The sequence below is a fragment of the Streptomyces sp. NPDC090083 genome, from assembly GCF_044747445.1.
In the GTDB taxonomy this organism is placed as follows: Bacteria; Actinomycetota; Actinomycetes; order Streptomycetales; family Streptomycetaceae; genus Streptomyces.
In genome coordinates this window covers 336,171-362,278 of record NZ_JBIVED010000010.1, presented here as the reverse complement: position 1 = coordinate 362,278, position 26,108 = coordinate 336,171, and the positions used below count along the sequence as shown (strand labels likewise).

The window sequence follows — 26,108 nt, the reverse complement described above, 5'->3', positions numbered from 1 at the left end:
ACACGCGCACCGGGATCCTCCGTGCGGCGCACGGCCGCCGCGGTGACGATGCTCGTCCTGGCCACGGCCGGCTGCACGGACTCGGGCTCACGCGCCTACACCGTTCCGGACACGGTCTGCGGTGTGGCCGTCGACTCGGATCTCCTCTCGCCCCTCCTCCCGGACGGCGAGAAACTCACCCAGCGCGCCTACGACGCCGGGCAGGAGAGCCCGCGCTGCCGCCTGTCGGTGGACGGCAAGCTGGTCGTCTATCTGACGGGCGACGTCGTCGCCGCGGACACCGATCCCCTCAAGGTCCAGGACCGGGCGCTGGTACGACTCGGCAACCCCGCCGCCGTCGACATCGGTGACGGCGCCAGAGTGGCCGACAACGGGGCGCTGGCGGTGGCCCGGTGCGCGTACGAAGGCCGGCAGAGCAAGTTCGTCACGTTGGTGCAGCTCCAGAAGAAGGTTCCCGCGAAGACCTCGCAGCGGCGGGACGCGTTGCGCTCGTTCCTGGAGTCCTACTTCCCGAAGGCCATGGCCAAGCAGGGCTGCACACAGGCGAGTTGAGCCGCTGCCGCGGATGAACACCCTGCGGCCCGGAACACGACGACGGGGTGGGCACCTCCCGTGCGTGCCCACCCCGTCGTCTCCGGCCGAACCGTCCTCCGCGAACAGGCTCACGGCCTCCGCGAACAGGTCCACGGCCTACGCGGAGATACTCACGGCCTGCTCGAAGAAAGAACCCGGCGGCCTAAGAAGCTGGCGGCCTACTCGAAGAAGCTGGCGGCCTTCTTGTCGCCGCCGCGGTAGTCGCCGCCGGCCTGGTGCACCTTCTGCGTGATGGACAGCAGCGCCTGGTGGATGGCGCTGGTGTGGCTGTCCCACTCCTTCGACTTCCGCTGGAAGGAGTCGTAGGCGTCACCGGCCCAGCCCTCGGCCGCGTCGTGAACGCCCTTCTTCAGCGCCGTGAGGTCGCTCTCCAACTGCTTGGCCAGATTGCCGAGTTCAGTGGCGAGCGCGTCCAGGGTGCCGTACTTGACGGCAAGATCCTGCATGTGCGGCGTGCCGGTCATGATTCCTCATCTCCTTGACGATGTGAAAGGGACCTCGCGGTCCGGGGTGCGACGCTCGGGGCGGTCAGTAGAGGTTGAGCGCCGAGGTCTTCGCACCGGCGTCCACTTCGATGCTGGAGATCGTGGAGTGGAGTTCGTCCTCGAGCTTGTCCTTGTCCTGCTTGGTGAGGTGGATTCCGTTCAGGAAGTCGTCGAGCATGCGGCCGATCCCGGCCATGTGCTCGTTGATCTCGTGCTGCTTGGTCTTGAACGCGTTGGCTCCGAAGCCCGTCCAGTTCGCCTCGATCATGTCGATGCAGCCCTGGAGCTTCTGCAGGTGCTTCTTGACGTTGTCGTACCTGTCGATGACGTTCGTCTGGAGCTTTTGTACATGTGCGTCATCAAGCTTGCGGCCGTCAGCCATCTCGGCACTCCCTTTCGCGAGAGAGGTTGGTGTTCGTTGGTGCGCAACACCGAGTGGTGAGGCGCTGGTTGGTCGGGTGGGCCCGGTGCACGAGCTCTCATGCGCCTCGCCGCGAACGGGCCACGGCGAAGGCTCCACCGCCGAGCACCACCACGACCGCCGCGGCACCGAGAGCGACCCACAGGGTGGTACTGCCGGACGAGCCTGACGCCGCCCCTGCGGCGGAGGTCTGGCCGCCCGAGGTGGGGGTCTGGGACGAGGTCGGGGTGGAAGCGGAGGGCGAAGCGGCCGTGCCGGTGGCCTGCCCGGGCGTCTTCTTGTTGGTGACGGGATCGACGTCCGCGGCCCCGGGGTCTCCCTTGCCCTTCAGGAGTACCTGCGCCGGCCGGATCGTGCCGTAACCGAGGTACCGGCTCGGGGTGTTCTTCGGCCAGTCCCGTCCCGCGGTGTCGATCATGACGCGGAGAACCTGGTTGGCGGTCCACTTGGGGTGGGCGGACCAGATGAGGGCGGCGGCGCCGGAGGCGATGGCGGTGGCTTGGCTGGTACCGCTGCTCTTGGAGCAATACGACTTGAACTTGTTGTCGCACCAGACCGGTACGTCCACACCGGGCGAGGCCAGGTCGACATAGGCACCGCTCTCCGAGAACTTGGCCACCTCGCCGTTCTCGTTGATGGCTGAGACGCCGACCACACCCGGTTCTTTGGCGGGATAGCCGATGTAGTTCTCGCCTTGATCAGCACCGTTTCCCACACCGGCGATGAGGAGCTTCCCCTTCGCCTGGGCGTACTGCACGGCTTCGAGCTCGCCATCGATCGGGAAATCGCCACCGAACGACAGGTTGATGATCTTCGCGTCGGAATCGGCGGCGGCACGGATCGCCTTCACCGAAGTGTCGCCCTGTTTCTCGTCCTTCTTCCCGATTCCGGTGAGCACCGTACGGATCGGGATGATTTTGGCTCCCGGCGCAACGCCCTTCAGGCCGCCGCCGCGGCCCGTCCCCGCGATGAGTTCGGCCATGGACGTGCCGTGTCCCTCATAGTCGTCCGTTTCATCGCCGGCGGTCGCCGTGACGTCGACTCCGGGCAGCACCTGCCCCTTCAACGAACTCGTGTCGGGGTTGACGCCGGTGTCGACCACCGCGACCGAAACTCCCTTGCCTGTACTGACTTTCCACAGCCCCTGGGCGTTCATCGCGTCCAAGTACCACTGCTGCGACTGGATGTCGTCGGCAGCCGCCGAAGGGGCGAGCCCGACGGACATGACAGCCAAAGCACCGAGCGTCGCGCCCACGGTGGTCACATGCCTCCGGGCGTTCCTCGCCCACAGCGCGGCCTTGATGCGGCGTACGCCAGTCTCTGACTTCATGCTTGTGTACGTCCTCGGTCGTTTCGGTCAGTCGGTCGCGGGCGGCGCATCATCGCGCCGCGCGTCGTCACGCGAACGCTTCTTGTCCTCGGCGGCACGCTGTTGACGCTGTGCTCTCCTGCCGCCACTCCGGCTCGTGGGCGCGCCGACCACACCGTCCGCGTTACCCGTGGATCGCCGCTGTCCCGGCGCTGGTTCGTTCGCACCGATCACTCCACGCTGGCCCGGCTTCTCACCGCTCGGACGAGTTCTGGAGGTGCCCTCGCCTCCGACGACTGTGCCGCGAGGAACCCTGGAGCCCGTCGAACTCGGGCCGCCTTCAGACGTGGGCCTGCCGCCCACCACGCCACCCGTTCGGGCAGCGCCCGTGGCCCTGGGGCCAGTTCGCGGCGAAGGCTGACCGGGCACGCCTCCCACCCGTCCGCCCGGCGCACCGCCGGTGCGTGCACCGGTCGTACCCGTACTTCTGGGTACGCCGCCGGTGACACCCCGCCCCATGGGCGACCTGCCCGTCGCAGATGCCGACCCACGGGCAGCGGTACCCTGCTGGCCAACCGCGGACGCACGGCTCACCGGCCCCTCAGGACCACGGCCCGTGCGGCTTCCCCCGGTGGTTCCTTCAGCAGCGGTGACTCGACCTTGAGCAGGTCCGAAGGATCTGCCGCCAGATCCGCCACCACGCACGGCCGATCCTCCGAAGGCGGGCGGTATCGCGCCCCCTGTCCCCATGGGAGGCAGCACCCCTGCCGAAGGACCACTGGGCCCGGAGACGGGTGTCGTGGGGGTCGCCGGTGTCGGCTTCACGATGTCCTGTGGCAGCGTACCGACGCTGTTGATCTCGGTACCGACCGTGGGCCGGTGCACGTCGAGACTGGAATGCGCGGGATGGTGCTCAGTCGGCAGGCTGTCTCCGGTGTCGTCGGTCGACACTCCGACGTGGCCGCTCCCACTCTCACGGACAACAGCTCGGTGGACTGGTCCTGAGCTGGATTTGTCAGTGGAACCGGAGCCGCCCCGCACCGGGGTTTCGATCGGGGCCTGAATCCCCACATTGGGCATCGCCCGATACGGCTCCGGCGCCGCCTTCTCCAACTTCGCCAGTTCCGACCCCGACACCGAGTAGAAGGACGCCAGCCGGTTCATCTGGTTGATCGCCTCTTGGCGGTCCTTCTCTACCTGGACCGCCTCGCTGTACTGCTTGTTGCCCTCGAACTGCTGGAGTACCGGGAGCTGTCCCGGCTTCTTCTGGTCGGCGATGGGGCGGGAGTCCCGGGGCGGCAGGGAACTGCGCACGGAGGCCAGGCCCGTCGCCGCGGCCGTGACCTGCACTCCGGCGCCGTCGGCGTACGTGGCCAGGCTCTCGGTGTGCGTGGCGAGTCCCTCTCCCCACTTCTGGAACGCGTTGCCGGCGTCGCCCTGCCAGTCGTCTCCCGCGTGCTTGAGATGACGCCGGAGCTCCACGGCGGCTTCGTTGATCGCCTTGCTGGCCTTCGCCAGCGTCTCGCCCGCGTGCTCCAGGTCGGCGGGGTTCGACTGATGGACCAGGTCGATCATGGCGTTGAGCTTGTGGTCCTCGAAGTCCGTGACCTTGCCGTAGGTGAGGAGGCGGACCCGCTTGAATCCGAACGCGTCGTGCATCACGTTCGACACGCCCGACAGCGCGTCGACCTGGCCGACCTGAACGTCGACACGCTGCTGGTCGGTCAGCGGCTTCGGCGCCTTGTCGTCCCCGCTCACTACTGGAGTCCCTTCGTGGACTTCTTGGCGTCGCTCAGCTTCCGCTCGCCCTCACCGGACTTCTTGTCCTGGGCTTCGGTGTACAGGCGGTCCGTCTCGACCTGGATCTCCCAGAAGCGGCGTCGCTGGTCGTCGTCCAGGCTGTCGAAGCCGTTCTGCGCGCCCTGTGTCGCGATGCCCATGGCTTCGATCTGCAGCCCCAGCGTCTTGGAGAGCTGCGTGATGTGCTCGTGGACCGACTGGTACTGGGCGAACAGAGCGTCCGCCTCGTGGAAGTCGAGGCCGTGCCCGCTGAGGGATGCCCGCGAGACACGCTGCGCTCCCAGCTTGGAGGCGCTGCCCGCCGAGTCCTCGAACTCGGACAGCAGTTTGTCTATGCGCTGCTTGAACGTCGTCAGTACACCGGCGCCGACCTTGAGGTCGGCAGCCGTCTTCGGTGATGCCCCGCCTGTCATGTCCGCAGGAAGCATGATGCCTTCCCTCCCCGTTTTCGTCGCCTGCCCCTCGGGCGACCGCACCCCGTGAGCGTTCCTCTCCGCAACGCGTTCACTCTAGTCGCTTCCTGTGACAGTCCCAACTGCCTTATGCGACAGCTGTGCTACCACTCGACCGAGCTTCACCGCGTCTTCACGGCGGTCTCTCGCGCCCACCTGGGCCGCTGCTGGCTCCTGACGCTACGTGGCCTGCGGGACGGTGGCGTGGGTACGGCTGCTCAGGTGGCGTGGCCGCACACCTGTGAGTGAACCTCGGGGCGGGTTGAGGGGCGGTGCGGGGCCGCCGTTGCAGCGTGGCCATTGCGAACGGCGGCCTCCGGTTGCGTCAACTTCCCTTGCGGGCGCGCTCCTTCGCAGGTCGCGGCCTCTTGACAGAGGGACCGAGAATGTGAAGGCGCCGCCCGCCGGTGTCGCCGTACGTCAGTCCAGCCCCGCCACTCTCCGCGCCCGCTTCCGTGCGTCCCGGGTCGCCACCGCCGCGCCGCCGAGACCCGCCACCAGCACGGCCGCGCCCAGGGCGACGTAGGTCGCGAGGCGGGCGTCGTGTTCGTCGGGGGTCTCGCCGAGCTGGAGCTTCGCGGGGGACGGGGCCTGGGCCTTGGTGAGGCCCTCCTGGGGATCGGGGGACTCGATCGGGTGGTCGTCCTCCGTGAGCGCGCGGACCGGGTCGACGACTCCCCAGCCGACGAGGCGGTCGTGGCCGGCGATGGTGCGCTCGGCGGTCTGCTCGATCTGGGCGACGACCTCGCGGGCGGTCCAGTCCGGGTGCTTCGCCTTGATCAGGGCGGCGACGCCGGCGACGTAGGGGGCCGAGAAACTCGTCCCGTTGTCGGAGCAGTTGCCGCCCTTGGGCACGGTGGAGATCATGTCGACGCCGGGTGCCGCGACGCCGACGAAGTCACCGGACTGGGAGAAGGACGCGCGTTCGTTGTTGCGGTCGGAGGCCGCGACGGCGAGGACACCCGGGTAGGAGGCCGGGTACGTCTTCTTGACGTTGCCGCCCAGGCCGTCGTTGCCGGCCGACGCCACCACCACGATCTTCTTCGACAGCGCCGAGTCGATCGCCGATTCCAGGGAGGCGTCGGGCTTCACCGCGTTCGACGTGTCCTGCGAGATGTTGATGACGTCGGCCCCGGCCTGGACCGCGTAGCTGATCGCCTGCGCGAGCGTCTGGGCGGTGCCGTGGCCCTCCGCGTCGTTCTGCTGGATCGGGATGACGGTCGCCTCGGGGGCCAGGCCCACGAAACCGGTGCCGGCGACCGGGCGGGCGGCGATGATGCCGGCGACCTTGGTGCCGTGTCCCACGGTGTCGGTCGTGCCGTTCTCGCTGCCCCGCTCGATCGCGTCGCCGTTGCTGTCCTTGAGGTTCTTCGGCATGAGGTTGCGGCCGCTCTTCACATCGACCGCATGAGCGAGCTGGGGGTTCTTCACGTCCACGCCGGTGTCGATCACCGCCACCCGTACGCCTTTGCCCTTGGACTGGTTCCACAGCTCGTCGAGGAGGACGCGCTGGAGAGCCCAAGGACGGCCCGGGTACTTCTTGTTGGGGAACGTGCACTGGTCCGAGAAGGAGTCGTCCGCCGACGCGGGGGGCGCGAGCGCGACCGTGGCCACGGCGAGCGTCGCGCCCGCGGCGACCATGGCCGCCGTAGCACGGAGGGACCGGAGGGAACGGAGGGACCGGAAAGGAGTCGTGTACGGCATGACCGGCCCTCTCTACGAGCCCTGCGGTTGACGTGCCGCCGCCGTCGACAGGCGGGGGCCCGTGGGCAGGAACTCGGACCAGGACGCGGGGATCGGCGCCGGATCGACGTCGGCGTACCCGAGGCGGATCTGGGCCTGCTCGGCCTCCTGCTGCTCCTGCTTGCGTTCCTTGGCCGTCGTACCGATGCCCGCGTCGCTCGTGGCGCTGTCGGCGTTGGACTGCAGGACGTACCGCAGCCCGGTGTCGGTGACCAGGAAGACGGGGCCGGCCTTGGTCTCCTCGCCCTGGAACTGGCGGAACAGCTGCCCGGAACCGGGGGTGACGTACGCGCTGGTGGAGCCGGTGGGGAGCGGGGCCGGGAAGTCGGTGCCCGCCCAGGTCGTCAGGGTCGTCTCGCCCTTGCCGCCCACCTTCTGCAGGACGTTGCAGATGGTGCTGCGGCTGCCGGACGCGTCCGAGGCCTCGTTGACGGCCGTGGGTTCCCTGGTCGGCCAGCGGTTCTCGGCGCCGAACGTCCCCTTCGGCTCGATCGCGCCCGGGCTCACCCCGGTGGCGTGACCGGCCTGGCCGAGCGGGGCCAGATCCTTGCTGTAGAGCAGGAGTTGGGCGACGAAGGCGGAGATCTGCGCGACCCGGCCGGGCAGCACCACGTAGTAGTGCTGCCCGCTGGCGTCGGACGCCTTGAGCACCATGCCCACCTTGTCGGCCGACGCGTCCAGCTCGCCAGGGGCGCCGGCGGCCCTACCGGCCGCGGCGCCGATGGACGGGAAGGCGATCGGGTCGCCCTGGTGCAGGGTGGCCAGCCACTCCTGGGAGACGCGCTCGGGGTCGCGGCCGGAGCCGACGACCGCGCGCAGCAGCAACTCGTCGTTCTTGTCCACGCGGTACGCCGTGCCGCTCGCGTCCACCACGTAGCGGTTCTTGTCCGGGTCCACGACGTAGAGCAGTTCGCCGCCCCGCAGCCGCTGCCTGCCCTCGGTCTTCTTCATGTCGCGCGCGGCGAGGACCAGCGCCGCCTTCTGGATGGAACTGCCGCCGGCGCTCGGGCGCTCGCAGACGGCCCAGCGCTTGTCGGCGCCCGCCTCGCCCGCCGAGGGCAGACGGTCGGGGGCGTACGGGATGCCGACGGTGACGCCGTGCGGGATCTTGCCGCCGTCGAGGACCGACTCGTCGACGGTGACGACCTCGCCCTGACCGGGGTTGAGGAGGAGTTTCGCGGACGCCATGTTGAGGACGGGGTGCAGCTGCACCGTGTCGCCGGTCTTGAGGACGACGTAGCGGGTGGTCGACTTGCTGGCGATGATCACCTTCGACTTGGGGGTGTCCCAGCCCTGGGGCGCGGTCGGTCTGAACATGCCCCACGCGCCGAAGACCGCCATGACGACCACGCCCACGATGACGCCGGGCACCACTCCGCGCAGCGGTCGCGGTGCCCCCTCCTCCGAGCCGTCCGGTGACGACTGCACGAAGGACGCCAGCATGCGCCGCTTCGCGAAGGTGTAGGCGTTGAGCTGGTCCCGCCGAGATGCCATCTCTGTCTGTCTCTCCCCGTGTTGAGCCTGGGCAGCGCTCGGGGGTCCACCGTCCCCCGCCCATCGATGTCAGACCGGGCACCTACTATGCCTGTTATCCGAGGGGACTTGTGGAGCGGGTAGGGTACCTGGACCTTCAGGGCCCTGTGGGGTGCTGGAACAGCGGTGAGTCGTGAGTAAAACGGGGGGATGGAGTGATGGCTTCCGGAACGCGGACGCGGTCGCGTGACCGGTTGCGCGCGAGGGACTCCGGGTCACCCGGGCAGGGATCCGCGCAGCCGCCGTCCGCAGCGGGCACACCGTCCCAGGGGCCGGGCGGACTTCACCTCAGAACCCGCCGCGGACAGGCCGGGGCATTCCGGTTGCAACGCCTCGTGCTGCTGGAGATCGCGGCGGCCGTCCTCCTCGTCGGCTGGGCGATCGACCCCATGGCGATGGTGCCCGCGGGCGTCGTCGCCGTCGTCCTCGTCCTGCTCGCCTTCGTCCGCCGGCGCGGCCGTTCCCTGCCGGAATGGCTGGGTACCGCGCGGGCGTTGCGCGCACGCCAGAAGCGCACCGCGGGCAGGGAGACACCGCCCGGCACGGAGCCCGGTCTCGTACCTGCCCTGGAGTGCGATCCGACCCTGCGGACCTATTCCTACGGCGGCCGGGACCGGCGTCCGGTCGGGCTGGTCGGGGACGGCACCTTCGTGACCGCCGTCGTGCAGGTGGAGGCCGACGTCACCGCGCTGCGGGCCGACCGGAACAGACAGCCGCTGCCGCTCGCGCTGGTGCGGGACGCGCTCGAAGTGGACGGTATCCGGCTGGAGTCGGCGCAGCTGGTGCTGCACACCCAGCCCGCGCCCGCGCTGCACCTGCCCCAGCACTCCGTGGCCGTCACGAACTACGCGCCGCTGCAGGAGCAGACCGGCGCCCCCGCGGTGCGCATCACCTGGATCGCACTGAAGCTCGACCCCGAGCAGTGCCTGGAAGCCGTGGCCGCGCGGGGCGGGGGGCTCACCGGGGCGCAGAAGTGCGTCGTGCGCGTCGCCGACCACCTCGCGAGCCGGCTCACCGGCGCCGGTTTCCGCCCGACGATCCTCAGCGAGGAGGAGCTGACCGCGGCGCTCGCCACCTCCGCCTGCGCGAACCCCCTGGTGACGGCGGAGGCCGGAAGGACCGAAACGCGGGAACGCAGGACCGAGGAGTCCGGCCGCAGCTGGCGTTGCGACAACCGCAGACACACGACGTACTGGATCCGCCGCTGGCCCCAACTGGGCGGTCGCGGGCCGTCGTTGCCGCAGTTGATCGCCCTGCTGACGGCCACCCCCGCACTCGCCACGACGTTCAGCCTCACGCTCGCTCCCGGGGAGCGCCAGGAGGTGTCGATGTGCGGACACCTGCGGGTGACGGGACGCAGCGACGACGAACTGGTCGCGGCACGGCGCGCGTTGGAGGGCGCCGCACGCCACACGGGCACGGCACTCACGCGCCTCGACCGCGAGCAGCTCCCGGGCGTGCTCGCCACGCTGCCTCTCGGAGGTGCCCGATGACCGCGATGACGATGCTGCGCAGCGGCCTCGGCCTGATCGGTCCGCGGCACGGACGGCACGTGCTGTCCCCCGAGCAGGTGGACGCGCTCTCCCTGCCCATCGGGGACGACGGCGTCGTGATCGGCGTCGGCTCCGAGGGCCAGCCCGCGGTGCTGGGCCTCAACCGGCCCACCCCGTACGACGTCGTCCTCATCGGCGGCCTGTGGACCGTGCAGGTCGTCGCCCTCAGAGCGGCGGCGACCGGGGCGCGCGTCGCCGTGGAGACCGGTCGGCCGCAGGCCTGGATGCAGATGGTCCACGCCATGGGCGGCGGCCAGAACGGCCTGGCGGTGTACGACGTGGGCCGCGTCCCGCCGCAGGGCGCCTCGGCGGGCACACCCGTGCTCGTGGTGCGGGACTGCGGCATGCGCCCGCCGCGCGGACGGGTCGTGTCCGGGCCCTGGCAGTCGGTGCTGACCCTGCTGCCGTACCTCAGCCCTGTCGCCCCGCGACTGATGCGGCAGGCACGGCTCGTCGGGGTGCAGCGGATCTCACCGGACGAGGCGGCGGAGCTGGGCCGCGCCATGGCACTTCCCCGGGCCGATGTCGACTCCCTGCCCACGCTCGCCGACGGCCTCACGCTCTGGTGCGGCGACCGCGACCGCCAGTACGTGATGACACAGCCGACGGACGCGGAGGTCGGTCTGCTGGGTGTGGCCCGGCGGATGGACTGAGGGGTACGGATCCGCACCGGGCGGACGGATCACGGCATCTCGGCTGTCCCATTTGGCCGTTTTCCAGAGGGATGTGAGCCGCTATCGACGGTCTCGGTCCCGTGAGCCCGCACTAAGGGGTGGGCGGGCCTGCCGAGTCCACGGTTTTGGTGATTAGGCTGGGACGGGGCACGTCACGAGTTGTCCGCGAGCGAGCGGTCCGTGGCCCAGTGGCCCCAGGGGGACAACCCGGCGCACCGGACGGTGCGAGCGGTCGCCCCGGCACGGCATGAGGGTGCTCGACCACACCAGGAGGAATTGTGAGCAGCGATCGGGACGGGATCCGCGGGGGCTGGGCCACGCCCGGCGATGACCAGCCCGACGACGAGTCCGCCATCGAGATGACGGGCGAGTTCACGATCGACTACGCGCCGCCGGCCTGGTACACGCAGAACTCGAACGGCGCGACGGGCGCGAACGGCGTGACTGGTGCGCCCGGCGCGTCGGACGCGTCCGGGCAGACCCCGCCGCCGCCGACTCCGGCGACCGGTGCGGCCGTGCCGCCGCCACCTCCGGTCGGACCGGCGTTCCCGGTACCGGCGCCGCCGGACAACTCCGGCTTCCAGAACGGCTGGGCGCCTGCCGCGGCAGTCCCGCCCGTGGGCCCGGCCGCGGTTCCCGAGCCGGAGGACCCCGACAGCGGTGACCTCGTCAGCGGAGCGACGATGCGGATCTCGTCGACCGCGTTGAAGCGGGAGATCGCGGAGCGGGGTGGCACGGCGACGGGTTCGCCGGAGCAGCACGACGAAGAGACCCCCGACGCCCCGGCCCCGGCCGATGTTCCCGTGGACGTTCCCGCGGAAGGCGCCGAGCGCTCGGACGCCGATGGCGGCACCGGTGACGCTGAACCGGCTTCCGAGCAGCGGGAGTTCGAGGGTGAGGCGCCTGCCGACGCCAGTTCCGCCGAGGCCGTCGCAGATCCCGACGCCGCCGAAGTGAGCACCGGCGCTCAGGACGAGGACGCCGCGGTCGCCGACGCGAGCCCGGACACCGGCACGGACACCGGCACGGACACGGGCACGGACACTGACGCAGGCACAGCCCCGGACACGGCTGCCGCCGAGAACGCCGACGCCGAGCCCACCGCCGACGCGCCCACTGCCGCCCCCGAGGACACGGAGGCCGAGCCGACCAGCGCCGACGCCGCGCCGTCCACCACCGGGAACGACTCCCCCGACCAGGGAGCCCCCACCGACACCACCGACCCGGCCGCCCCGGCGGACCCGGCGGACCTCGTCGACCCGACCGATCCGGCAGACCCGTCCACGGACCCCACCGACGCGACCGACGACGCAGCGGACGTCCCGCCCGCCTGGACTCCCCCGCCCGCCCCGCAGAGCGGTATCCCCCCGCTGCCGCCCTCCTACCAGCCCGCAGCCCCGGCCGCCGCCGACCAGTGGCCCGCGCAGCCCCAGCCGCAGGTGCAGCCTCAGCCGCACGTGCAACCCCCGGCCCAGCCGCAGCCGGTGGACGCCGCCGCGCCCCAGCCACCCGCACCGCAGCCTCCCGTCGCGGCCCCGGCCCAGCCGCCGTTCCCGCAGCAGCAGCCCCCGTTCCAGCCGCAGCCGCCGCAACCGGCACCGACGGCCTGGGACGCGCCCCCGCAGACCCCTCAGAGCCAGCCCCCCGCACCGAACCAGCAGGACGGCTACGGCTTCCCCCAACCCCCGACACCCCAGGCCCCGGTACCCGCCCCGGCCCCCGCCCCGAACCAACAAGGCGCCTACGGCTTCCCCCCGCCCCTCGCGCACCCGGGCCCTCAGGCCCACCCGGACGCCCCGCGCACCGCCAACCAGCCGGACGGCTACGGCTTCCCCCAGCCCCCGGCACCCGCCACCCCGGCCCCGGCCCCGCCCGTCCCCCCGCAGGCCGGTCCCGGCACCGCGCTGCCGCCGCAGGCCCCCGCGCAGTACGACCCCGCGCCCCAGGCCCACCCCAACCTGCCCCCGCAGGCCCCTCAGGCACAGCCGCAGTCCCCGCCCCCGCCGAACACCCAACAGCCCCACCCCCAGTCCGCGCCCCCGGTCGACCCCCGGACCGGCGCCGCCTGGCCCCAGCCCATCCAGCACGACCAGCGGCAGCCGACCAACCCCGCTGCCGCGCCGCTGGGTTACACCGCCGCCGTGGAACTGTCGTCGGACCGGCTGCTACAGAACAAGAAGCAGAAGGCGAAGAGCGGGCGGCCGGGAGCCGCGCCGTCACGGTTCAAGATCGGCGGGAAGAGGGAAGAGGCCGAGCGGCAGCGGAAGTTGGAGCTGATCCGGACGCCGGTGCTGTCGTGCTACCGGATCGCGGTGATCAGCCTCAAGGGCGGTGTCGGCAAGACCACGACCACCACCGCGCTGGGCTCGACCCTCGCCACCGAGCGCCAGGACAAGATCCTCGCGATCGACGCCAACCCGGACGCCGGCACCCTCGGCCGCCGGGTGCGGCGCGAGACCGGGGCCACCATCCGTGACCTCGTCCAGGCGATCCCGTACCTCAACTCCTACATGGACATCCGCCGGTTCACGTCCCAGGCGTCGTCCGGTCTGGAGATCATCGCCAACGACGTCGACCCGGCCGTGTCGACCACGTTCAACGACGAGGACTACCGGCGCGCGATCGACGTGCTGGGCAAGCAGTACCCGATCATCCTCACGGACTCCGGTACGGGTCTGCTGTACAGCGCGATGCGCGGGGTGCTGGACCTCGCCGACCAGCTCATCATCATCTCGACGCCGTCCGTGGACGGCGCGAGCAGTGCGAGTACGACGCTGGACTGGCTGTCGGCGCACGGGTACGCCGACCTGGTGTCCCGTTCGCTCACGGTCATCTCCGGGGTCCGCGAGACCGGCAAGATGATCAAGGTGGAGGACATCGTCAGCCACTTCGAGACGCGCTGCCGGGGTGTCGTGGTCGTGCCGTTCGACGAGCATCTCGCCGCCGGTGCGGAGGTCGACCTCGACATGATGCGCCCGAAGGTGCGGGAGTCGTACTTCAACCTCGCGGCCCTGGTCGCCGAGGACTTCGTCCGCCACCAGCAGATGCACGGCCTGTGGACGAACGACGGCAACCCGCCCCCGGTACTGGCCCCGCCGCTGCCGGGCCAGCAGGGCTATCCCGGACACCCGGGCCAGCACGGCCAGCAGGTTCAGCAGGGCCAACCCGCTTATCCGGGCCAGCAGCCGTACCCGGGCCCTCAGGCTCCCGGCGAGCCCTACGGCGGGCAGCCCTATCCTCCGCAGGCTCCGCCCCCGGCCCAGCAGCCCGCCCCGCCCTATCCGCAGCACCCGGGGCAGCAGCCTCCGCCGCCGTACCCGCAGCACCCGGGCTACGGGCAGCCTCAGCAGGCTCCTCAGCAGGACGGTGAGCAGGCCCCGCCTCCTCCGCCGCCCGCGCCCCCGCAGCAGTAGGCGCACGCGAAGGGCGGCCGGTGCCCGAGAGCACCGGCCGCCCTTCGGCGTCGTAGGAACGGGAACGGCTACCCGGCGTCGGGCTCGTCGGCCGCGTCCGCCGAGATCAGTTCGCGGCAGCGCTTCACGTCCTGGGCCATCTGCTCCAGCAGGCCCTCCAGGGAGTCGAACTTCGCCTGGCCGCGCACGAAGGCGAGGAAGTCGACGGCGACATGGAGGCCGTAGAGGTCGAGGCCGACGCGGTCGATGGCGTACGCCTCGACCGTGCGCTCGGTGCCGTCGAACTGCGGGTTCGTGCCGACGGAGATCGCGGCCGGCATGGCCTCGCCGCCGACGTGCAGGTAACCGGCGTAGACGCCGTCCGCCGGGATCGCCGTGTGGGGCAGGGTCTCGACGTTGGCCGTCGGGAAGCCCAGTTCACGGCCGCGCTGGGCGCCGCGGACCACGACGCCCTCGACCCGGTGCGGGCGGCCGAGGATCTCGCGGGCGCCCTCGACGTCGCCCTCGGCGACCAGCCGCCTGGTCAGTGTGGAGGAGAAGGGCTCGCCGCCGCCCGCCGCACCGCTCACGTAAAGATCCACCACCTCTACCTCGAAGTCGTACGTCTTGCCCTGTTCGGTCAGGAAGGCCACGTTGCCCGCGGCCTTGTGGCCGAAGCGGAAGTTGGGGCCCTCGACGACCGCCTTCGCGTGCAGCTTGTCCACCAGCACCTTGACCACGAAGTCGGCCGGGGACAGCTTGGAGAACTCCTTGGTGAACGGCAGGATCAGCGCCGCGTCCACCCCCAGCTCGGCCATCAGTTCGGCGCGCCGGTGGTGCGGGGCGAGCAGCGGCGGGTGGCTGCCGGGGCGCACGACCTCGCTGGGGTGCGGGTCGAAGGTGACGACGACGGAGGGAATCCCCAGCTCACGGGCGCGTTCCACGGCATGCCGGATGATCAGCTGGTGCCCGCGGTGGACCCCGTCATAAGAACCGATGGTGACGACACTGCGCCCCCAGTCCTCAGGGATGTCCTCCAAGCCACGCCAGCGCTGCACTGTGACCGCTCCTCATCGAACCCGTGTCCGTGTGTAGACCTGTGTCGTCGACCTCTTACGCAGGTCTAAGGGTGCCATGCCGGGGGCCTGCGCCCCGCATCGGCATGGAGGCTGTGACCGGGCGCACGTACCCGGGCCGCTACGCCGGTACGCCCACCCCGGCCAGGTTCTCGATCATGCGCCGCGTGCCGGGTCCGACGACGGCCGCCCAGTCCTCCGGGGTGTCGGCCAGCCAGCGGGCCATCAGGGCGGCGAAACCGGGGACGTGCCGGCCGAGGTCGACCAGCCCGTGGTCGAAGCGGGTCGCGCCGGCGGGGGTGCGGACGAGCAGCCGTCCGGTGCGGTGGACGAGGTCGCGGATCTCGTCGTCGTCGCGCCGCCCCGCCGTGTGCAGGAGTGCGTCGAGGACGGCCGGGTCGTGCTCGTGCGCGAGCAGGAACTCCAGGAGTTCGCGGCGCAGCGGGCGGGAGGCGGGGGCGCCGGGGGCCGCGAGCACGGGCGCGAGGGCGGTGCGCACCGGCGCGGGGCCGCCGTCCAGGAGGCCGGTGACCAGGGGGAGGAGGCTGGCGCGGGCGGCGGGACCGTGGTCGAGGCAGCGGTCGACGTAGAGGGCGAGGTGGGCGGCCGTCTCCGGCCACCGTACGGCGGTCTCGCGGACCAGGGCCGCGGCCCGGCGCACGAGGGACGGCGTCGCGACGTCGGCGAGCGTGCGGACCGCCTCGCTCGCGTCGGGTCCGTGCAGCCGGGCGCGGAAGGCCTCCAGGACCGGTTCGGGGTGTGTGGTGAGGGCGGCGGCCAGGGCGCTCGGCGGGAACCGGGGGTCGCCGGACGCGAAGTGCCGCAGCGCCCGCGGGAGATGGTGGGCCCGGGTGTGCGGGTCGCGGACGAGGAGGGCGAGGGCGCCGCCGTGGAGGGCGGAGTCGGTGGCCCGTCCGAGCAGGAACTCGGCCGCGTGGCGCAGGAGTTCGCGGTCCGCCTCGGTCCGTACGTGCGGGGCGGCCAGCAGTCCGTACGCCACCGCCGCCACCCTGCGCGCCGGCCGCTCGTCGTGCGCCCACCGGTCCACGGCCCGGCACACGGCCGACGGCTCCTCCTCGGCCAGCACCGCGAGGAGTTCGTCGGCCCGCCCGTGCGCACAGCCGACGAGCGTCTCCGTCAACGCGTCCAGCGCCCGCCGCCGATGCGTGTGCAGCAGGGCCTGCGCGGCCGTCGCCACGGTCGCCTCCGGCGCCGCGGGCAACGACCGCTCGTCGTCGAACCAGCGGGCCAGAAGCGGTTGTACGGCCACGGGGTCGGCGGCGAGCAACTCGGCGGCGGCGTCGAGGAATCGGGGCGCGGCGGGGGTGTCCCGCGGCGCGCCGTCGGCGAGCACGAGCCGACGCAGCAGCTCGAAGCGCCGGGCGTCCGGCAGGTGCAGCGCGGTCCAGAACGCGGGCGCGAACTCCTGCGGTACGGGAGCCTGTTGCCGCCTTCGCGTCACCAACTGGTCGGCCAGCAGGCGCAACGCGGGTTCGTACGGCGTCGCGTCGGGAACCAGGAGCAGCACCTCGGCCAGCAGCCGGGCCGCCCACCAGGAGTCCGGGTCGGCGTCCAGGGCCGCCGTCAACTCCTCCATCCGCACGCCCAGTTCGGTGGTTCCACGCTGACGGGCGAGGAGCAGCAGGGCCTGTACGACGGGGCCGATGCGGTGCTGCGGTACGGGGAGGGGGTGCCCTGTGCGTGCCGTGCGAGGGCGGTGGACCAGGGCCCGCAGGGCCTCGTCGAGGTCCAGGTGGGTGCCCTGGATCCAGTCCGCCAACTCCTCGTGGGCGAAGCGGTATCCGGTGCCGGCCGGCACGAGAAGCCCCTCGGTGAGCACGGCCGAGGCCCACCCGGTGCCTCCGCCGAGCCTTGCGGGTGCGGGTCCCCAGGGGAACACCGCCTCGAACGACTCCCGGTCCAACTCCCCCTGCCCCGGGCCGAGACTGCGCCGCGCGGCTTCGTGCACCTGGCCGGACACCTTGGCGGCGAGGCGTCGTACGGGTGTGCCGCGCAGGCCGTTCTCGGCGGCCAGCCGGACGGCGATCCGGAGGCACATGAGGTCGAGGTAGGCCGAGAACACCTCGTCCCGGTCGAGTTGGGTGTCGGGGGCTGCGGGCAGTGCGGCGAGCACCTCGGAGAGGAGCCGGAGGGTGAGCGGGTGCCGGGCGTCGGCACCGGTGAGGACGCCCTCCGGAATCCCGTACGCTCCACGCGCCCGCCGGGCTTCCTCGGGCCGCAGGTCCCCCAGCCGGACACAGCCCGGCACCACCGCCCCCAGGGCTCCGGAATCCCGCCCGCCGTACGTCAACTCCCCTGGAAACCCGGCCCCTTCCCAGTACTCCGCCCGGCATCCCACCACCAACCGCGCCCCCGTCTCCCGCAGCCACTCCCCCGTCCCCTCCGTCCACTCGCCCAGCCGGTGGGCCAGCACGGGCGGCATCTCCTCAGGTCCGTCGAGCAGCAGCAGCAACGGCCGCCCGGCGTCACGGGCCACCCGCGCCAGCCGCTCGGGGCCGATGTCGCCGAGGTCGCCGGAGCGCCCCGGCGGCGAGACGGACGCGGCGACGATCCGGGCCGCCCGGTCCACGGCCCTGCGTACCGCGTCCGCCACCGACGTGTCGTCGTCGCGCAGATCGGCGCCGCGCAGCCACACCGTGGGGGCCGGTTCCGCGCCCCCGTTGCGCCGCGCGGCGAGCACCGCGAGTTCCGTCGTACGGCCGCTGCCGGGTGGTCCGACGAGGCCGAGCACGGCGGCCGGGCTGTCGAGGAACGCGGCGAACTCCCCTGCGAGGGCCGGGCGTTCGACCGGGTCCACCGCGGTTGCCGGGCCCACGAAGCCTGCCAGTGCTCCCGGTGGGCCGTCCGAGCCGACCGAGGTCGCCGTCAGTTCCAGCACGCCCGCCAGGTTGAGGTCGGCGCCGTAGGCGGGGACGGTGGCCGCGTTGCGCGCCAGGAGGTCGTCCAGCAGGTCCGGGCCCGCGCTCAACATGCCTTCAGGCGGCCGGAGTCGGCGCAGCGGCACCGCGAAACCCGAGTCCCGGAGGCCGGATTGCAGGGCGGTGCCGAGGATGCCGACCACCGCGCCGGTCGCCGCGTCCAGGACCGGGCCCCCGGCCGCTCCCCCGCCCAGCCGCAGCGCGTCCCGGCCCGCCGTGCCGATCGCCAGCTCCAGGGCGTCGTCGAGGAGATGGAAGCGGTCGGTGGCCGTGTAGGTGACGGAGACCGCGCCGAGGACGCGGGCCTCGCGCCAACAGCCCGCGGCGACGCGCACGTAGGTACCGGTCCCGACGCGGTCCCGGACGGTGACGGGGAGCGGGGCGACGCCCAGGCCCTCCGTGCGGACGAGGGCGAGATCGAGGGCGGGCAGCGGGGTCACGGCGTCGGCGGTCACCAGGCAGGTGCGGTCGCCGGAGGCGTGCAGGAGGAGGCGGGGCAGTCCGTCGACCGCCTCGTGGCTGGTGACGACCGTGCCGTGGTGGTCGGCGACGAAGCCGGTGCCGCGCGGGCGTCCGGCGAGGTCGCGGATGCGCACCAGGGACACGTCGGCGGTGGTGGGGACGGTATCCGTCGCGTCGGCCGGTGCGGACGCGGCACCCCGCGCCGGCCTCTCCCCCCGCGTGCTCTCCCGCGTCCGACGGGCGCCGCCCGTCCGCGGGCCACGTCCCGCCATGGTCGGACCTCCCGCCGTACCCGTGCCCTGTGTTCGACGGTAGGCGTGGCGTGATCGGCGGGACAGATCGCGTGGTGAACGCGCCCCCTTCCGCTCCCTCGGTTCACTCCGAGCGCCTGCCCGGACGGGTGAATAGAGGCGGAGGGTTGGATACACCCTAGGGGTGGGGGAACCGAGGGGGACCGTGGAGCGGCGGGAACGCAGACCCCGTGACCGCCGCTCCACGGGCGGGACCTGAGACCCCGCCCGTGCTCCGGCTCCGGCGGGGACCGTCAGGCGAAGACCGCCAGGCTCTTCGCCTTGCCCTTGTGCTCCTCCACGAGCGCCAGGAAGCGGCCCCCGGGATCGAAGACGCCGACCGCGCCGACCCCCGCGTACTCCTCGGGGATCTCCAGCCGGACGCCGTTGAGCAGCAGCTTCGCCCGCCGGGCGTCCACCGACCAGCGCGGGAACGCGGCCTCGGCCGCCTCCGCGATCGGCATCACCGTCAGCTCCTCCTGGAGCTGCTCCAGGGTCTTCGCCGTGTCCAGCTTGTACGGGCCGACGCGGGTGCGGCGGAGGGCCGTGAGGTGGCCGCCGACGCCGAGGTCCTCGCCCAGGTCGCGGGCCAGGGCCCGGATGTAGGTGCCGGACGAGCAGACCACCGAGACCACCAGGTCCAGCACGGGGGTGCCGTCCTCGGCGACGGCGTCCCGGACGTCGTAGACCGTGAAGGAGGAGATGGTGACCGGGCGGGCGGGGATCTCGAAGTCCTCGCCGTCGCGGGCCCGTTTGTACGAGCGGACGCCGTCGATCTTGATGGCGCTGACCTTGGACGGGACCTGCATGATCGCGCCGCGGAGCTTGGCGATCCCGGCGTCGACGGCGTCCTGGGTGACCTTCGAGGCGTCTGACGACCCCGTGATCTCGCCCTCGGCGTCGTCGGTCAGGGTGCTCTGCCCCAGGCGGATCGTGCCCAGGTACTCCTTCTCCGTGAGGGCGAGGTGCCCGAGGAGCTTGGTCGCCTTCTCCACTCCCAGGACGAGGACGCCCGTGGCCATGGGATCGAGCGTTCCCGCGTGGCCGACGCGGCGGGTGCGGGCGATGCCTCGCATCTTGGCGACGACGTCGTGCGAGGTGAAGCCCGACGGCTTGTCCACGATGACAAGGCCGTCGGGCGTCCGGGTTTTCTCGGTCATTCGGCGGTGTCGTCCTCGTCGTCCTCGCCGGGCTTCTTGTACGGGTCGGCGTCGCCCGCGTAGGTGGCGCCGGCCGAGACCTCGCGGACCTTCTCGTCGGACTGCCGGGCCTTGTCGAGGAGGTCCTCGATGGTCCTGGCGGTGTCCGGGAGGGCGTCCGCGACGAAGGTGAGGGTCGGGGTGAACTTCACGCCGGCCGCCGCGCCCACGGCGGAGCGCAGGACGCCCCGGGCGCTCTCGAGTCCCGCCGCCGCCTCGGCCCGCGTCTCGTCGTCGCCGTAGACCGTGTAGAAGACGGTCGCCTCCCGGAGGTCACCCGTGACGCGGGTGTCCGTGATGGTGACGTGGGTGCCGAGCCGGGGGTCCTTGATGCCGCGCTGCAGCTTCTGGGCCACCACCTCTCGGATGAGGTCCGCCAGCCTCTTGGCACGCGCGTTGTCGGCCACTGGTCCGTCTCCTTAGTAACTACGTCGTGCTGCAACTACGTCTTGCCGCTTGCTTCAGTCTTCGTCGCTGTGGAGTCTGCGTCGAACGGAGAGCAGTTCCACCTCGGGCCGCGCGGCGACGAGTCGCTCGCAGCGGTCCAGTACGTCGGTGAGGTGTCCCGTGTCCCCGGAGACCACCGCGAGCCCGATCTCGGCCCTGCGATGGAGGTCCTGACTGCCCGTCTCGGCCGCGCTCACCGCGAACTTGCGCTGGAGTTCGGCCACGATCGGACGGACGAGAGAGCGTTTCTCCTTCAGCGAGTGGACGTCGCCGAGGAGCAGATCGAAGGACAGAGTCCCCACATACATGCGTGTCCGGATGTCCCGCCGGTTCGGGGTACGGGCGCCGGTCTCGGACGCCGATACAGGAACCGTACACGCAACGGCCGGGGCCGATCGACGGAAATACTCTCCGCCGACCGGCCCCGATCGCGTGCTGTGACGATCAGCCGCGAGGCTTCTCGCGCATCTCGTACGTCGCGATGACGTCGTCGACCTTGATGTCGTTGAAGTTGCCGAGGTTGATACCGCCCTCGAACCCTTCGCGGATCTCGGTGACGTCGTCCTTGAAGCGACGCAGACCGGAGATGGTGAGGCTCTCCGCGATGACCTTGCCGTCGCGGACGAGGCGCGCCTTGGTGTTGCGCTTGACCTCGCCCGAGCGGACCAGGACACCGGCGATGTTGCCCAGCTTGGACGACTTGAAGACCTCGCGGATCTCCGCCGTGCCGAGCTCGACCTCCTCGTACTCCGGCTTGAGCATGCCCTTGAGCGCTGCCTCGATCTCCTCGATGGCCTGGTAGATCACCGAGTAGTACCGGACGTCGACGCCCTCGCGCTCCGCCATCTGCGCCGCGCGGCCCGCAGCGCGGACGTTGAAGCCGATGACGATCGCGTCGGAGCCGGTCGCCAGGTCGATGTCCGACTCGGTGACCGCACCCACGCCGCGGTGCAGGACGCGGATGTCGACCTCGTCGCCGACGTCGAGCTGGAGCAGCGAGGACTCGAGAGCCTCCACCGAACCGGACGCGTCGCCCTTGATGATGAGGTTGAGTTCCTGCACCAGACCGGCCTTGAGGGCCTCGTCCAGGTTCTCCAGGGAGAACCGGACTCCGCGCCGGGCGAAGTTGGCGTTGCGCTCGCGCGCCGCGCGCTTCTCGGCGATCTGACGTGCCGTGCGGTCCTCGTCGACGACGAGGAAGTTGTCGCCGGCGCCCGGGACGTTGGTGAGACCGAGGACGAGGACCGGGGTCGAGGGACCCGCCTCCTCCACGTTGTCGCCCTTGTCGTCGAGCATCGCGCGGACACGGCCGTAGGCGTCGCCGACCACCATGGTGTCGCCGACCCGCAGGGTGCCTCGCTGGACCAGGACGGTCGCGACGGCGCCGCGGCCGCGGTCGAGGTGGGACTCGATCGCGATGCCCTGCGCGTCCTGCTCCGGGTTGGCCCGCAGGTCGAGCGAGGCGTCCGCGGTGAGGACCACGGCCTCCAGCAGGGCGTCGATGTTCAGACCCTGCTTGGCGGAGATGTCGACGAACATGGTGTCGCCGCCGTACTCCTCGGCCACCAGACCGAACTCGGTGAGCTGACCGCGCACCTTGGTCGGGTCGGCGCCCTCGACGTCGATCTTGTTGACCGCGACCACGATCGGCACGTCGGCCGCCTTGGCGTGGTTCAACGCCTCGATCGTCTGGGGCATCACACCGTCGTTGGCCGCCACCACGAGGATCGCGATGTCGGTCGACTTGGCACCACGGGCACGCATGGCGGTGAACGCCTCGTGACCCGGGGTGTCGATGAAGGTGATCTTGCGCTCTTCGTCGTTGACCTCGGTCGTGACCTGGTACGCGCCGATGTGCTGCGTGATACCGCCGGCCTCGCCCGCGACGACGTTCGTCTTGCGGATGGTGTCGAGGAGTCGGGTCTTACCGTGGTCGACGTGACCCATGACGGTCACGACCGGCGGACGCGCGACGAGGAACTCCTCGCCACCCTCGTCCTCGCCGAACTCGATGTCGAAGGACTCGAGCAGCTCGCGGTCCTCCTCCTCGGGGCTGACGATCTCGAGGACGAAGTTCATCTCGTCCGCGAGGAGCTTCAGCGTCTCGTCGGAGACGGACTGCGTGGCAGTGACCATCTCGCCGAGGTTCATCATCACGCCGACGAGCGACGCCGGGTTGGCGTTGATCTTCTCGGCGAAGTCGGTGAGCGAGGCACCGCGCGACAGACGGACGGACTGTCCGTTGCCACGAGGCAGCATCACACCGCCGACCGACGGGGCCTGCATGGCCTCGTACTCCTGGCGCCTCTGCCGCTTCGACTTGCGACCGCGACGCGCGGGACCACCGGGACGGCCGAAGGCGCCCTGTGTGCCACCGCGGCCACCCGGACCACCGGGACGGCCACCGAAGCCGGGACGGCCACCGCCGCCACCGGCGGGAGCACCCGGACGGCCGGCGAAACCGCCGCCACCGCCACCGGGACCCGCGGGACGGCCGGCGAAACCGCCACCGCCGCCACCCGGACGACCGGCGAAGCCGCCGCCGGGACGACCGCCGCCGCCACCCGGACCACCCGGACGACCGCCGCCGCCACCGGGACCACGGCCACCGGGGCCGCCACCGGGACGGGGGCTGCCGGCAGCGGGACGCTGCGGCATCATGCCGGGGTTCGGACGGTTGCCGCCGGGGCCGCCACCGGGACGCGGAGCGCCGCCCTGCGGGCGGGGCATGCCGCCCGGGGTCGGACGCGCGCCGCCCGGAGCGCCGGGACGGGGACCGCCCGCGGCACCCTGGGGACGGGGACCGCCCTGACCGGCACCCTGCGGACGCGGGGCGCCGCCGGGAGCACCGCCCGGACGGTCCTGGCCGCCGGGACGCGGGGCGCCGGGACGCGGCGCACCGGGGCGCGCCATGCCGGTGGAGCCGCCGGAGGTGAACGGGTTGTTGCCCGGACGGGGACCGGCCGGACGAGCACCGGGACGCGCGCCCTGGCCACCCGGACGGGGTGCGCCGGGACGGTCGCCGCGCTCGGGACGGTCGCCACGACCCTGACCGCCCTGGCCGGGACCGGCCGGACGGGCGCCGCCCGGACGGGGGGCCTGGCCTGCCGGACGCGGGGCGCCGGGACGCGGGGCCGAGCCGCCGTTGGAGGCAGGGGCGGCGGGCGCCGCCGGAGCCGCCGGAGGGGCGGTGAACTCGGGCGTGGTGGGCGCCGGCGAGGCCGGGGCCGGACGCGGCGCGGGGCGCGGGCCCGGACGGGGACCACCGGTGGAGGCCGGAGCGGCGGGAGCCGCGGGGGCGCTCTCGGCGACGGCCGGCTTCGGGGCCGACGGGCGCGGGGCGGCCGGACCCGGACGGGCGGCCTGCGCGGGAGAGGGGGCCGCCGGACGAGCCGGGGCAGCCTTGCGGGCGGGGGCGGGCTTGCCGCCTCCGCTGCCCTGCTGGAGGGCGTCTGTCAGCTTGCGTACAACGGGCGCCTCGATCGTCGAGGACGCCGAACGGACGAATTCACCGAGTTCTTGGAGCTTGGCCATGACGACCTTGCTCTCCACCCCGAACTCCTTGGCGAGTTCGTATACCCGGACCTTAGCCACTTCGCTCCTTTTAGGTCCGGGTGCGTCCGGACCGTCGCTACTTCATGGGCGTACTCATCGCGTGCTCATCGAGTGCTCATCGCAATCTCGACCTACTTCCAACTCGCGGAATACCGGGCCGCACGGAGGTTCCGTACGACTCGCTCTTACGGTGTTGCCTGCTCGACGTAGAGGCGCAACGCCTTTGTGTCGAGCGCTCCCTGGGCACGCAGCGCCCGTGGGAACGCCCGGCGGCGGACCGCCAGGTCCAGACAGACCAGGGCGGGATGCAGATATGCACCCCGGCCGGGCAGCGTACCGCGATCATCGGGGACGCATTCGCCCTCGATCGCCACGGTGCGCAGCAAGTCCTTCTTGGCCGCTCGCTCCCGACACCCCACACAGGTGCGCTCAGGGCATGCGCGGGCTCGCGTCCGGCCAGACACTGTTAAGTCTACCTCCCCGCACCGACCTCACCCTTTGGGGGCAAGAATCGAACGGCTGTTGTCGTGATCTGAGCCACGAGAGGCCGAGATCTATTCCCCGGGCTGGTCGGACGGCTGTTCGGTGTCGGGGCGGATGTCGATCCGCCAGCCGGTCAGACGGGCGGCGAGCCGGGCATTCTGCCCTTCCTTGCCGATCGCGAGCGACAGCTGGTAGTCCGGCACTGTCACGCGCGCGGAGCGGGCCGCGAGGTCGACCACCTCGACGCGGGAGACCCGGGCCGGGGACAGCGCGTTGGCCACCATGTCGGCCGGGTCGTCCGACCAGTCGACGATGTCGATCTTCTCGCCGTTCAGCTCGCCCATCACCGCGCGCACCCGGCCGCCCATGGGGCCGATGCAGGCGCCCTTTGCGTTCAGACCGCTGCGGGTCGAGCGGACGGCGATCTTCGTGCGGTGGCCGGCCTCGCGCGCGATGGCGGCGATCTCCACCGACCCGTCGGCGATCTCCGGCACCTCCATGGCGAACAGCTTCTTCACCAGGTTGGGATGCGTGCGGGACAGCGTCACGGACGGGCCGCGCACGCCCTTCGCCACCCGGACGACGTACGACCTCAGGCGCATGCCGTGCGGGTACGTCTCGCCGGGGACCTGCTCCTGCACCGGGAGGATGGCCTCCAGCTTGCCGATGTCGACGAGCACGTTCTTCGGGTCGCGGCCCTGCTGGACCACTCCGGTGACGATGTCGCCCTCGCGGCCCGCGTACTCGCCGAGCGTCGCGTCGTCCTCGGCGTCGCGCAGCCGCTGCAGGATGACCTGCTTGGCGGTGGTGGCGGCGATCCGGCCGAAGTCGGACGGGGTGTCGTCGAACTCGCGCGCCTCCTGCCCCTCCTCCAGGTCCTCGGGGTCCTCCTTCGCCCACACCGTCACGTGGCCGGTCTCCCGGTTGAGCTCCACGCGCGCGTGGCGGCGGCTTCCTTCGGTGCGGTGGTAGGCGATGAGGAGGGCCGACTCGATCGCCTCGACCAACAGGCTGAAGGAGATCTCCTTCTCCCGCACCAAGCCCCGCAGGGCACTCATGTCGATGTCCACGGCTACGCCTCCTCTGCGTTCTCTTCGTTGTCTTCGTTGTCGCCGATGCCGCCGGCACCGTCGGTGTCCTGGACGTCGTCGCTCTTGTTCTTGCGGTTGAACTCGACCTGGACGCGGGCCTTGACGACATCGGCGAGGGCGAGCCGCTTGGCGGTGGGCTTGCGCCCCTTCACGCCGGGCACCTCGACGTCGATGCCGTCCTCGTCCACCGCGATGATCCGGGCGACCAGCTCACCGCTGTCGGCCAGCTGGAACTTGACCAGCCGGTCGGTGGCGCGTACGTAGTGGCGGTGTTCGGTGAGCTCGCGCTCGGCACCGGGGGTCCCGACTTCGAGGGTGTACTCCCCCGCACCCATCGCGTCGGTCTCGTCGAGCTTCGCCGAGAGCGCGCGGCTGACATCCGCGACCCGGTCCAGATCGGCACCCGAGTCGGAGTCGACGACCACGCGCAGCACCCGCTTGCGTCCGACCGAGTCCACCGCGACCTCTTCGAGGTCGAGTCCCTGGGAGCTGACGAGCGGTTCCAGCAGTTCTCGCAGCCTCTCGCTCTGGGTCGTGCTCATCCGGGTGACTCCTCGGCCGCGTGTGCTGTTGTGGGTAGGGCGCGTGTCTGCACAAAGGGTATCCGGTC

The 26,108-nt window shown here is 71.7% G+C and carries 20 protein-coding genes; 4 read left to right on the top strand and 16 right to left on the bottom strand.

Annotation, left to right across the window (positions count from 1 at the left end):
• Window positions 1–21 precede the first annotated feature (21 nt).
• Window positions 22–552 (top strand): hypothetical protein, encoded by a 531-nt coding sequence (locus tag ACIPTO_RS31970; protein ID WP_401197905.1) that lies wholly within the window; start codon window positions 22–24, stop codon window positions 550–552.
• A gap of 200 nt (window positions 553–752) precedes the next feature.
• Here the strand turns inward: ACIPTO_RS31970 and ACIPTO_RS31965 are convergent, their stop codons facing one another.
• The 7 genes from ACIPTO_RS31965 to eccB form a co-directional block, all read right to left on the bottom strand.
• The gene (locus ACIPTO_RS31965) at window positions 753–1,058 is read right to left on the bottom strand and encodes a WXG100 family type VII secretion target (protein WP_366321120.1); all 306 of its coding nucleotides are present in this window, start codon (window positions 1,056–1,058) and stop codon (window positions 753–755) included.
• 64 nt (window positions 1,059–1,122) lie between these two features.
• Window positions 1,123–1,461, bottom strand: coding sequence for a WXG100 family type VII secretion target (locus ACIPTO_RS31960; protein ID WP_266773112.1), 339 nt, complete (start codon window positions 1,459–1,461; stop codon window positions 1,123–1,125).
• Window positions 1,462–1,558: 97 nt separating this feature from the next.
• Window positions 1,559–2,764, bottom strand: a complete 1,206-nt coding sequence (locus ACIPTO_RS31955) for a S8 family serine peptidase (RefSeq protein WP_401197901.1) — start codon at window positions 2,762–2,764, stop codon at window positions 1,559–1,561.
• A 93-nt stretch (window positions 2,765–2,857) separates the two neighbouring features.
• Complete coding sequence (locus ACIPTO_RS31950; RefSeq protein WP_401197898.1) at window positions 2,858–4,567, bottom strand: WXG100 family type VII secretion target; 1,710 nt, start codon at window positions 4,565–4,567, stop codon at window positions 2,858–2,860.
• Window positions 4,567–5,037, bottom strand: a complete 471-nt coding sequence (locus ACIPTO_RS31945) for a hypothetical protein (RefSeq protein WP_366321114.1) — start codon at window positions 5,035–5,037, stop codon at window positions 4,567–4,569. Before ACIPTO_RS31945 ends, ACIPTO_RS31950 begins: the two co-directional genes overlap by 1 nt.
• A gap of 444 nt (window positions 5,038–5,481) precedes the next feature.
• Entirely contained in the window at window positions 5,482–6,702 is a 1,221-nt protein-coding gene (gene mycP / locus ACIPTO_RS31940; protein ID WP_401197896.1) for a type VII secretion-associated serine protease mycosin, read from the bottom strand.
• Window positions 6,703–6,777: 75 nt separating this feature from the next.
• Window positions 6,778–8,298 carry a type VII secretion protein EccB gene (gene eccB, locus ACIPTO_RS31935; protein WP_401197894.1) on the bottom strand — a complete coding sequence of 507 codons (1,521 nt, stop codon included), beginning with the start codon at window positions 8,296–8,298 and terminating at the stop codon, window positions 6,778–6,780.
• Between the two features lie 197 nt (window positions 8,299–8,495).
• Here eccB and eccE point away from each other — a divergent pair, with 197 nt between their 5' ends.
• From eccE to ACIPTO_RS31920, 3 genes are all read left to right on the top strand, one after another.
• Window positions 8,496–9,830 (top strand): type VII secretion protein EccE, encoded by a 1,335-nt coding sequence (eccE, locus tag ACIPTO_RS31930; RefSeq protein ID WP_401197892.1) that lies wholly within the window; start codon window positions 8,496–8,498, stop codon window positions 9,828–9,830.
• Window positions 9,827–10,543 carry a hypothetical protein gene (locus ACIPTO_RS31925; RefSeq protein WP_401197889.1) on the top strand — a complete coding sequence of 239 codons (717 nt, stop codon included), beginning with the start codon at window positions 9,827–9,829 and terminating at the stop codon, window positions 10,541–10,543. The genes eccE and ACIPTO_RS31925 overlap by 4 nt, the downstream gene beginning before the upstream one ends.
• 299 nt (window positions 10,544–10,842) lie before the next feature.
• Entirely contained in the window at window positions 10,843–13,977 is a 3,135-nt protein-coding gene (locus ACIPTO_RS31920; RefSeq protein WP_401197886.1) for an SCO5717 family growth-regulating ATPase, read from the top strand.
• A gap of 68 nt (window positions 13,978–14,045) precedes the next feature.
• Here ACIPTO_RS31920 and ACIPTO_RS31915 read toward each other — a convergent pair whose 3' ends face one another.
• The 9 genes from ACIPTO_RS31915 to rimP form a co-directional block, all read right to left on the bottom strand.
• Window positions 14,046–15,014 (bottom strand): bifunctional riboflavin kinase/FAD synthetase, encoded by a 969-nt coding sequence (locus ACIPTO_RS31915; RefSeq protein WP_366321103.1) that lies wholly within the window; start codon window positions 15,012–15,014, stop codon window positions 14,046–14,048.
• Window positions 15,015–15,153: 139 nt separating this feature from the next.
• Window positions 15,154–18,705 carry a trypsin-like peptidase domain-containing protein gene (locus ACIPTO_RS31910; protein WP_401197883.1) on the bottom strand — a complete coding sequence of 1,184 codons (3,552 nt, stop codon included), beginning with the start codon at window positions 18,703–18,705 and terminating at the stop codon, window positions 15,154–15,156.
• Window positions 18,706–18,977: 272 nt separating this feature from the next.
• Entirely contained in the window at window positions 18,978–19,883 is a 906-nt protein-coding gene (gene truB, locus ACIPTO_RS31905) for a tRNA pseudouridine(55) synthase TruB (RefSeq protein ID WP_401197881.1), read from the bottom strand.
• Window positions 19,880–20,329 (bottom strand): 30S ribosome-binding factor RbfA, encoded by a 450-nt coding sequence (gene rbfA / locus ACIPTO_RS31900; RefSeq protein ID WP_366321099.1) that lies wholly within the window; start codon window positions 20,327–20,329, stop codon window positions 19,880–19,882. Before rbfA ends, truB begins: the two co-directional genes overlap by 4 nt.
• Before the next feature lie 54 nt (window positions 20,330–20,383).
• Window positions 20,384–20,677, bottom strand: coding sequence for a DUF503 domain-containing protein (locus ACIPTO_RS31895; protein ID WP_366321097.1), 294 nt, complete (start codon window positions 20,675–20,677; stop codon window positions 20,384–20,386).
• 136 nt (window positions 20,678–20,813) lie between these two features.
• Window positions 20,814–23,963 (bottom strand): translation initiation factor IF-2, encoded by a 3,150-nt coding sequence (infB, locus tag ACIPTO_RS31890; protein WP_401197878.1) that lies wholly within the window; start codon window positions 23,961–23,963, stop codon window positions 20,814–20,816.
• A gap of 146 nt (window positions 23,964–24,109) precedes the next feature.
• Window positions 24,110–24,388 carry a YlxR family protein gene (locus ACIPTO_RS31885; protein ID WP_266773092.1) on the bottom strand — a complete coding sequence of 93 codons (279 nt, stop codon included), beginning with the start codon at window positions 24,386–24,388 and terminating at the stop codon, window positions 24,110–24,112.
• Between the two features lie 90 nt (window positions 24,389–24,478).
• Window positions 24,479–25,477, bottom strand: a complete 999-nt coding sequence (gene nusA, locus ACIPTO_RS31880) for a transcription termination factor NusA (protein WP_266773091.1) — start codon at window positions 25,475–25,477, stop codon at window positions 24,479–24,481.
• 2 nt (window positions 25,478–25,479) lie between these two features.
• Window positions 25,480–26,040: a ribosome maturation factor RimP gene (gene rimP, locus ACIPTO_RS31875; RefSeq protein WP_366321092.1), complete on the bottom strand. Its 561-nt coding sequence runs from the start codon at window positions 26,038–26,040 to the stop codon at window positions 25,480–25,482.
• Between the last annotated feature and the right edge of the window lie 68 nt (window positions 26,041–26,108).

Excerpts from the sequence above, each read along its gene's own strand:
- ACIPTO_RS31965 (WP_366321120.1), bottom strand. The coding sequence starts at position 1,058 with ATGACCGGCACGCCGCACATGCAGGATCTTGCCGTCAAGTACGGCACC.
- ACIPTO_RS31960 (WP_266773112.1), bottom strand. The coding sequence starts at position 1,461 with ATGGCTGACGGCCGCAAGCTTGATGACGCACATGTACAAAAGCTCCAG.
- ACIPTO_RS31945 (WP_366321114.1), bottom strand. The coding sequence starts at position 5,037 with ATGCTTCCTGCGGACATGACAGGCGGGGCATCACCGAAGACGGCTGCC.
- mycP (WP_401197896.1), bottom strand. The coding sequence starts at position 6,702 with ATGGTCGCCGCGGGCGCGACGCTCGCCGTGGCCACGGTCGCGCTCGCG.
- eccB (WP_401197894.1), bottom strand. The coding sequence starts at position 8,298 with ATGGCATCTCGGCGGGACCAGCTCAACGCCTACACCTTCGCGAAGCGG.
- eccE (WP_401197892.1), top strand. The coding sequence starts at position 8,496 with ATGGCTTCCGGAACGCGGACGCGGTCGCGTGACCGGTTGCGCGCGAGG.
- ACIPTO_RS31925 (WP_401197889.1), top strand. The coding sequence starts at position 9,827 with ATGACCGCGATGACGATGCTGCGCAGCGGCCTCGGCCTGATCGGTCCG.
- ACIPTO_RS31910 (WP_401197883.1), bottom strand. The coding sequence starts at position 18,705 with ATGGCGGGACGTGGCCCGCGGACGGGCGGCGCCCGTCGGACGCGGGAG.
- truB (WP_401197881.1), bottom strand. The coding sequence starts at position 19,883 with ATGACCGAGAAAACCCGGACGCCCGACGGCCTTGTCATCGTGGACAAG.
- ACIPTO_RS31895 (WP_366321097.1), bottom strand. The coding sequence starts at position 20,677 with ATGTATGTGGGGACTCTGTCCTTCGATCTGCTCCTCGGCGACGTCCAC.
- rimP (WP_366321092.1), bottom strand. The coding sequence starts at position 26,040 with ATGAGCACGACCCAGAGCGAGAGGCTGCGAGAACTGCTGGAACCGCTC.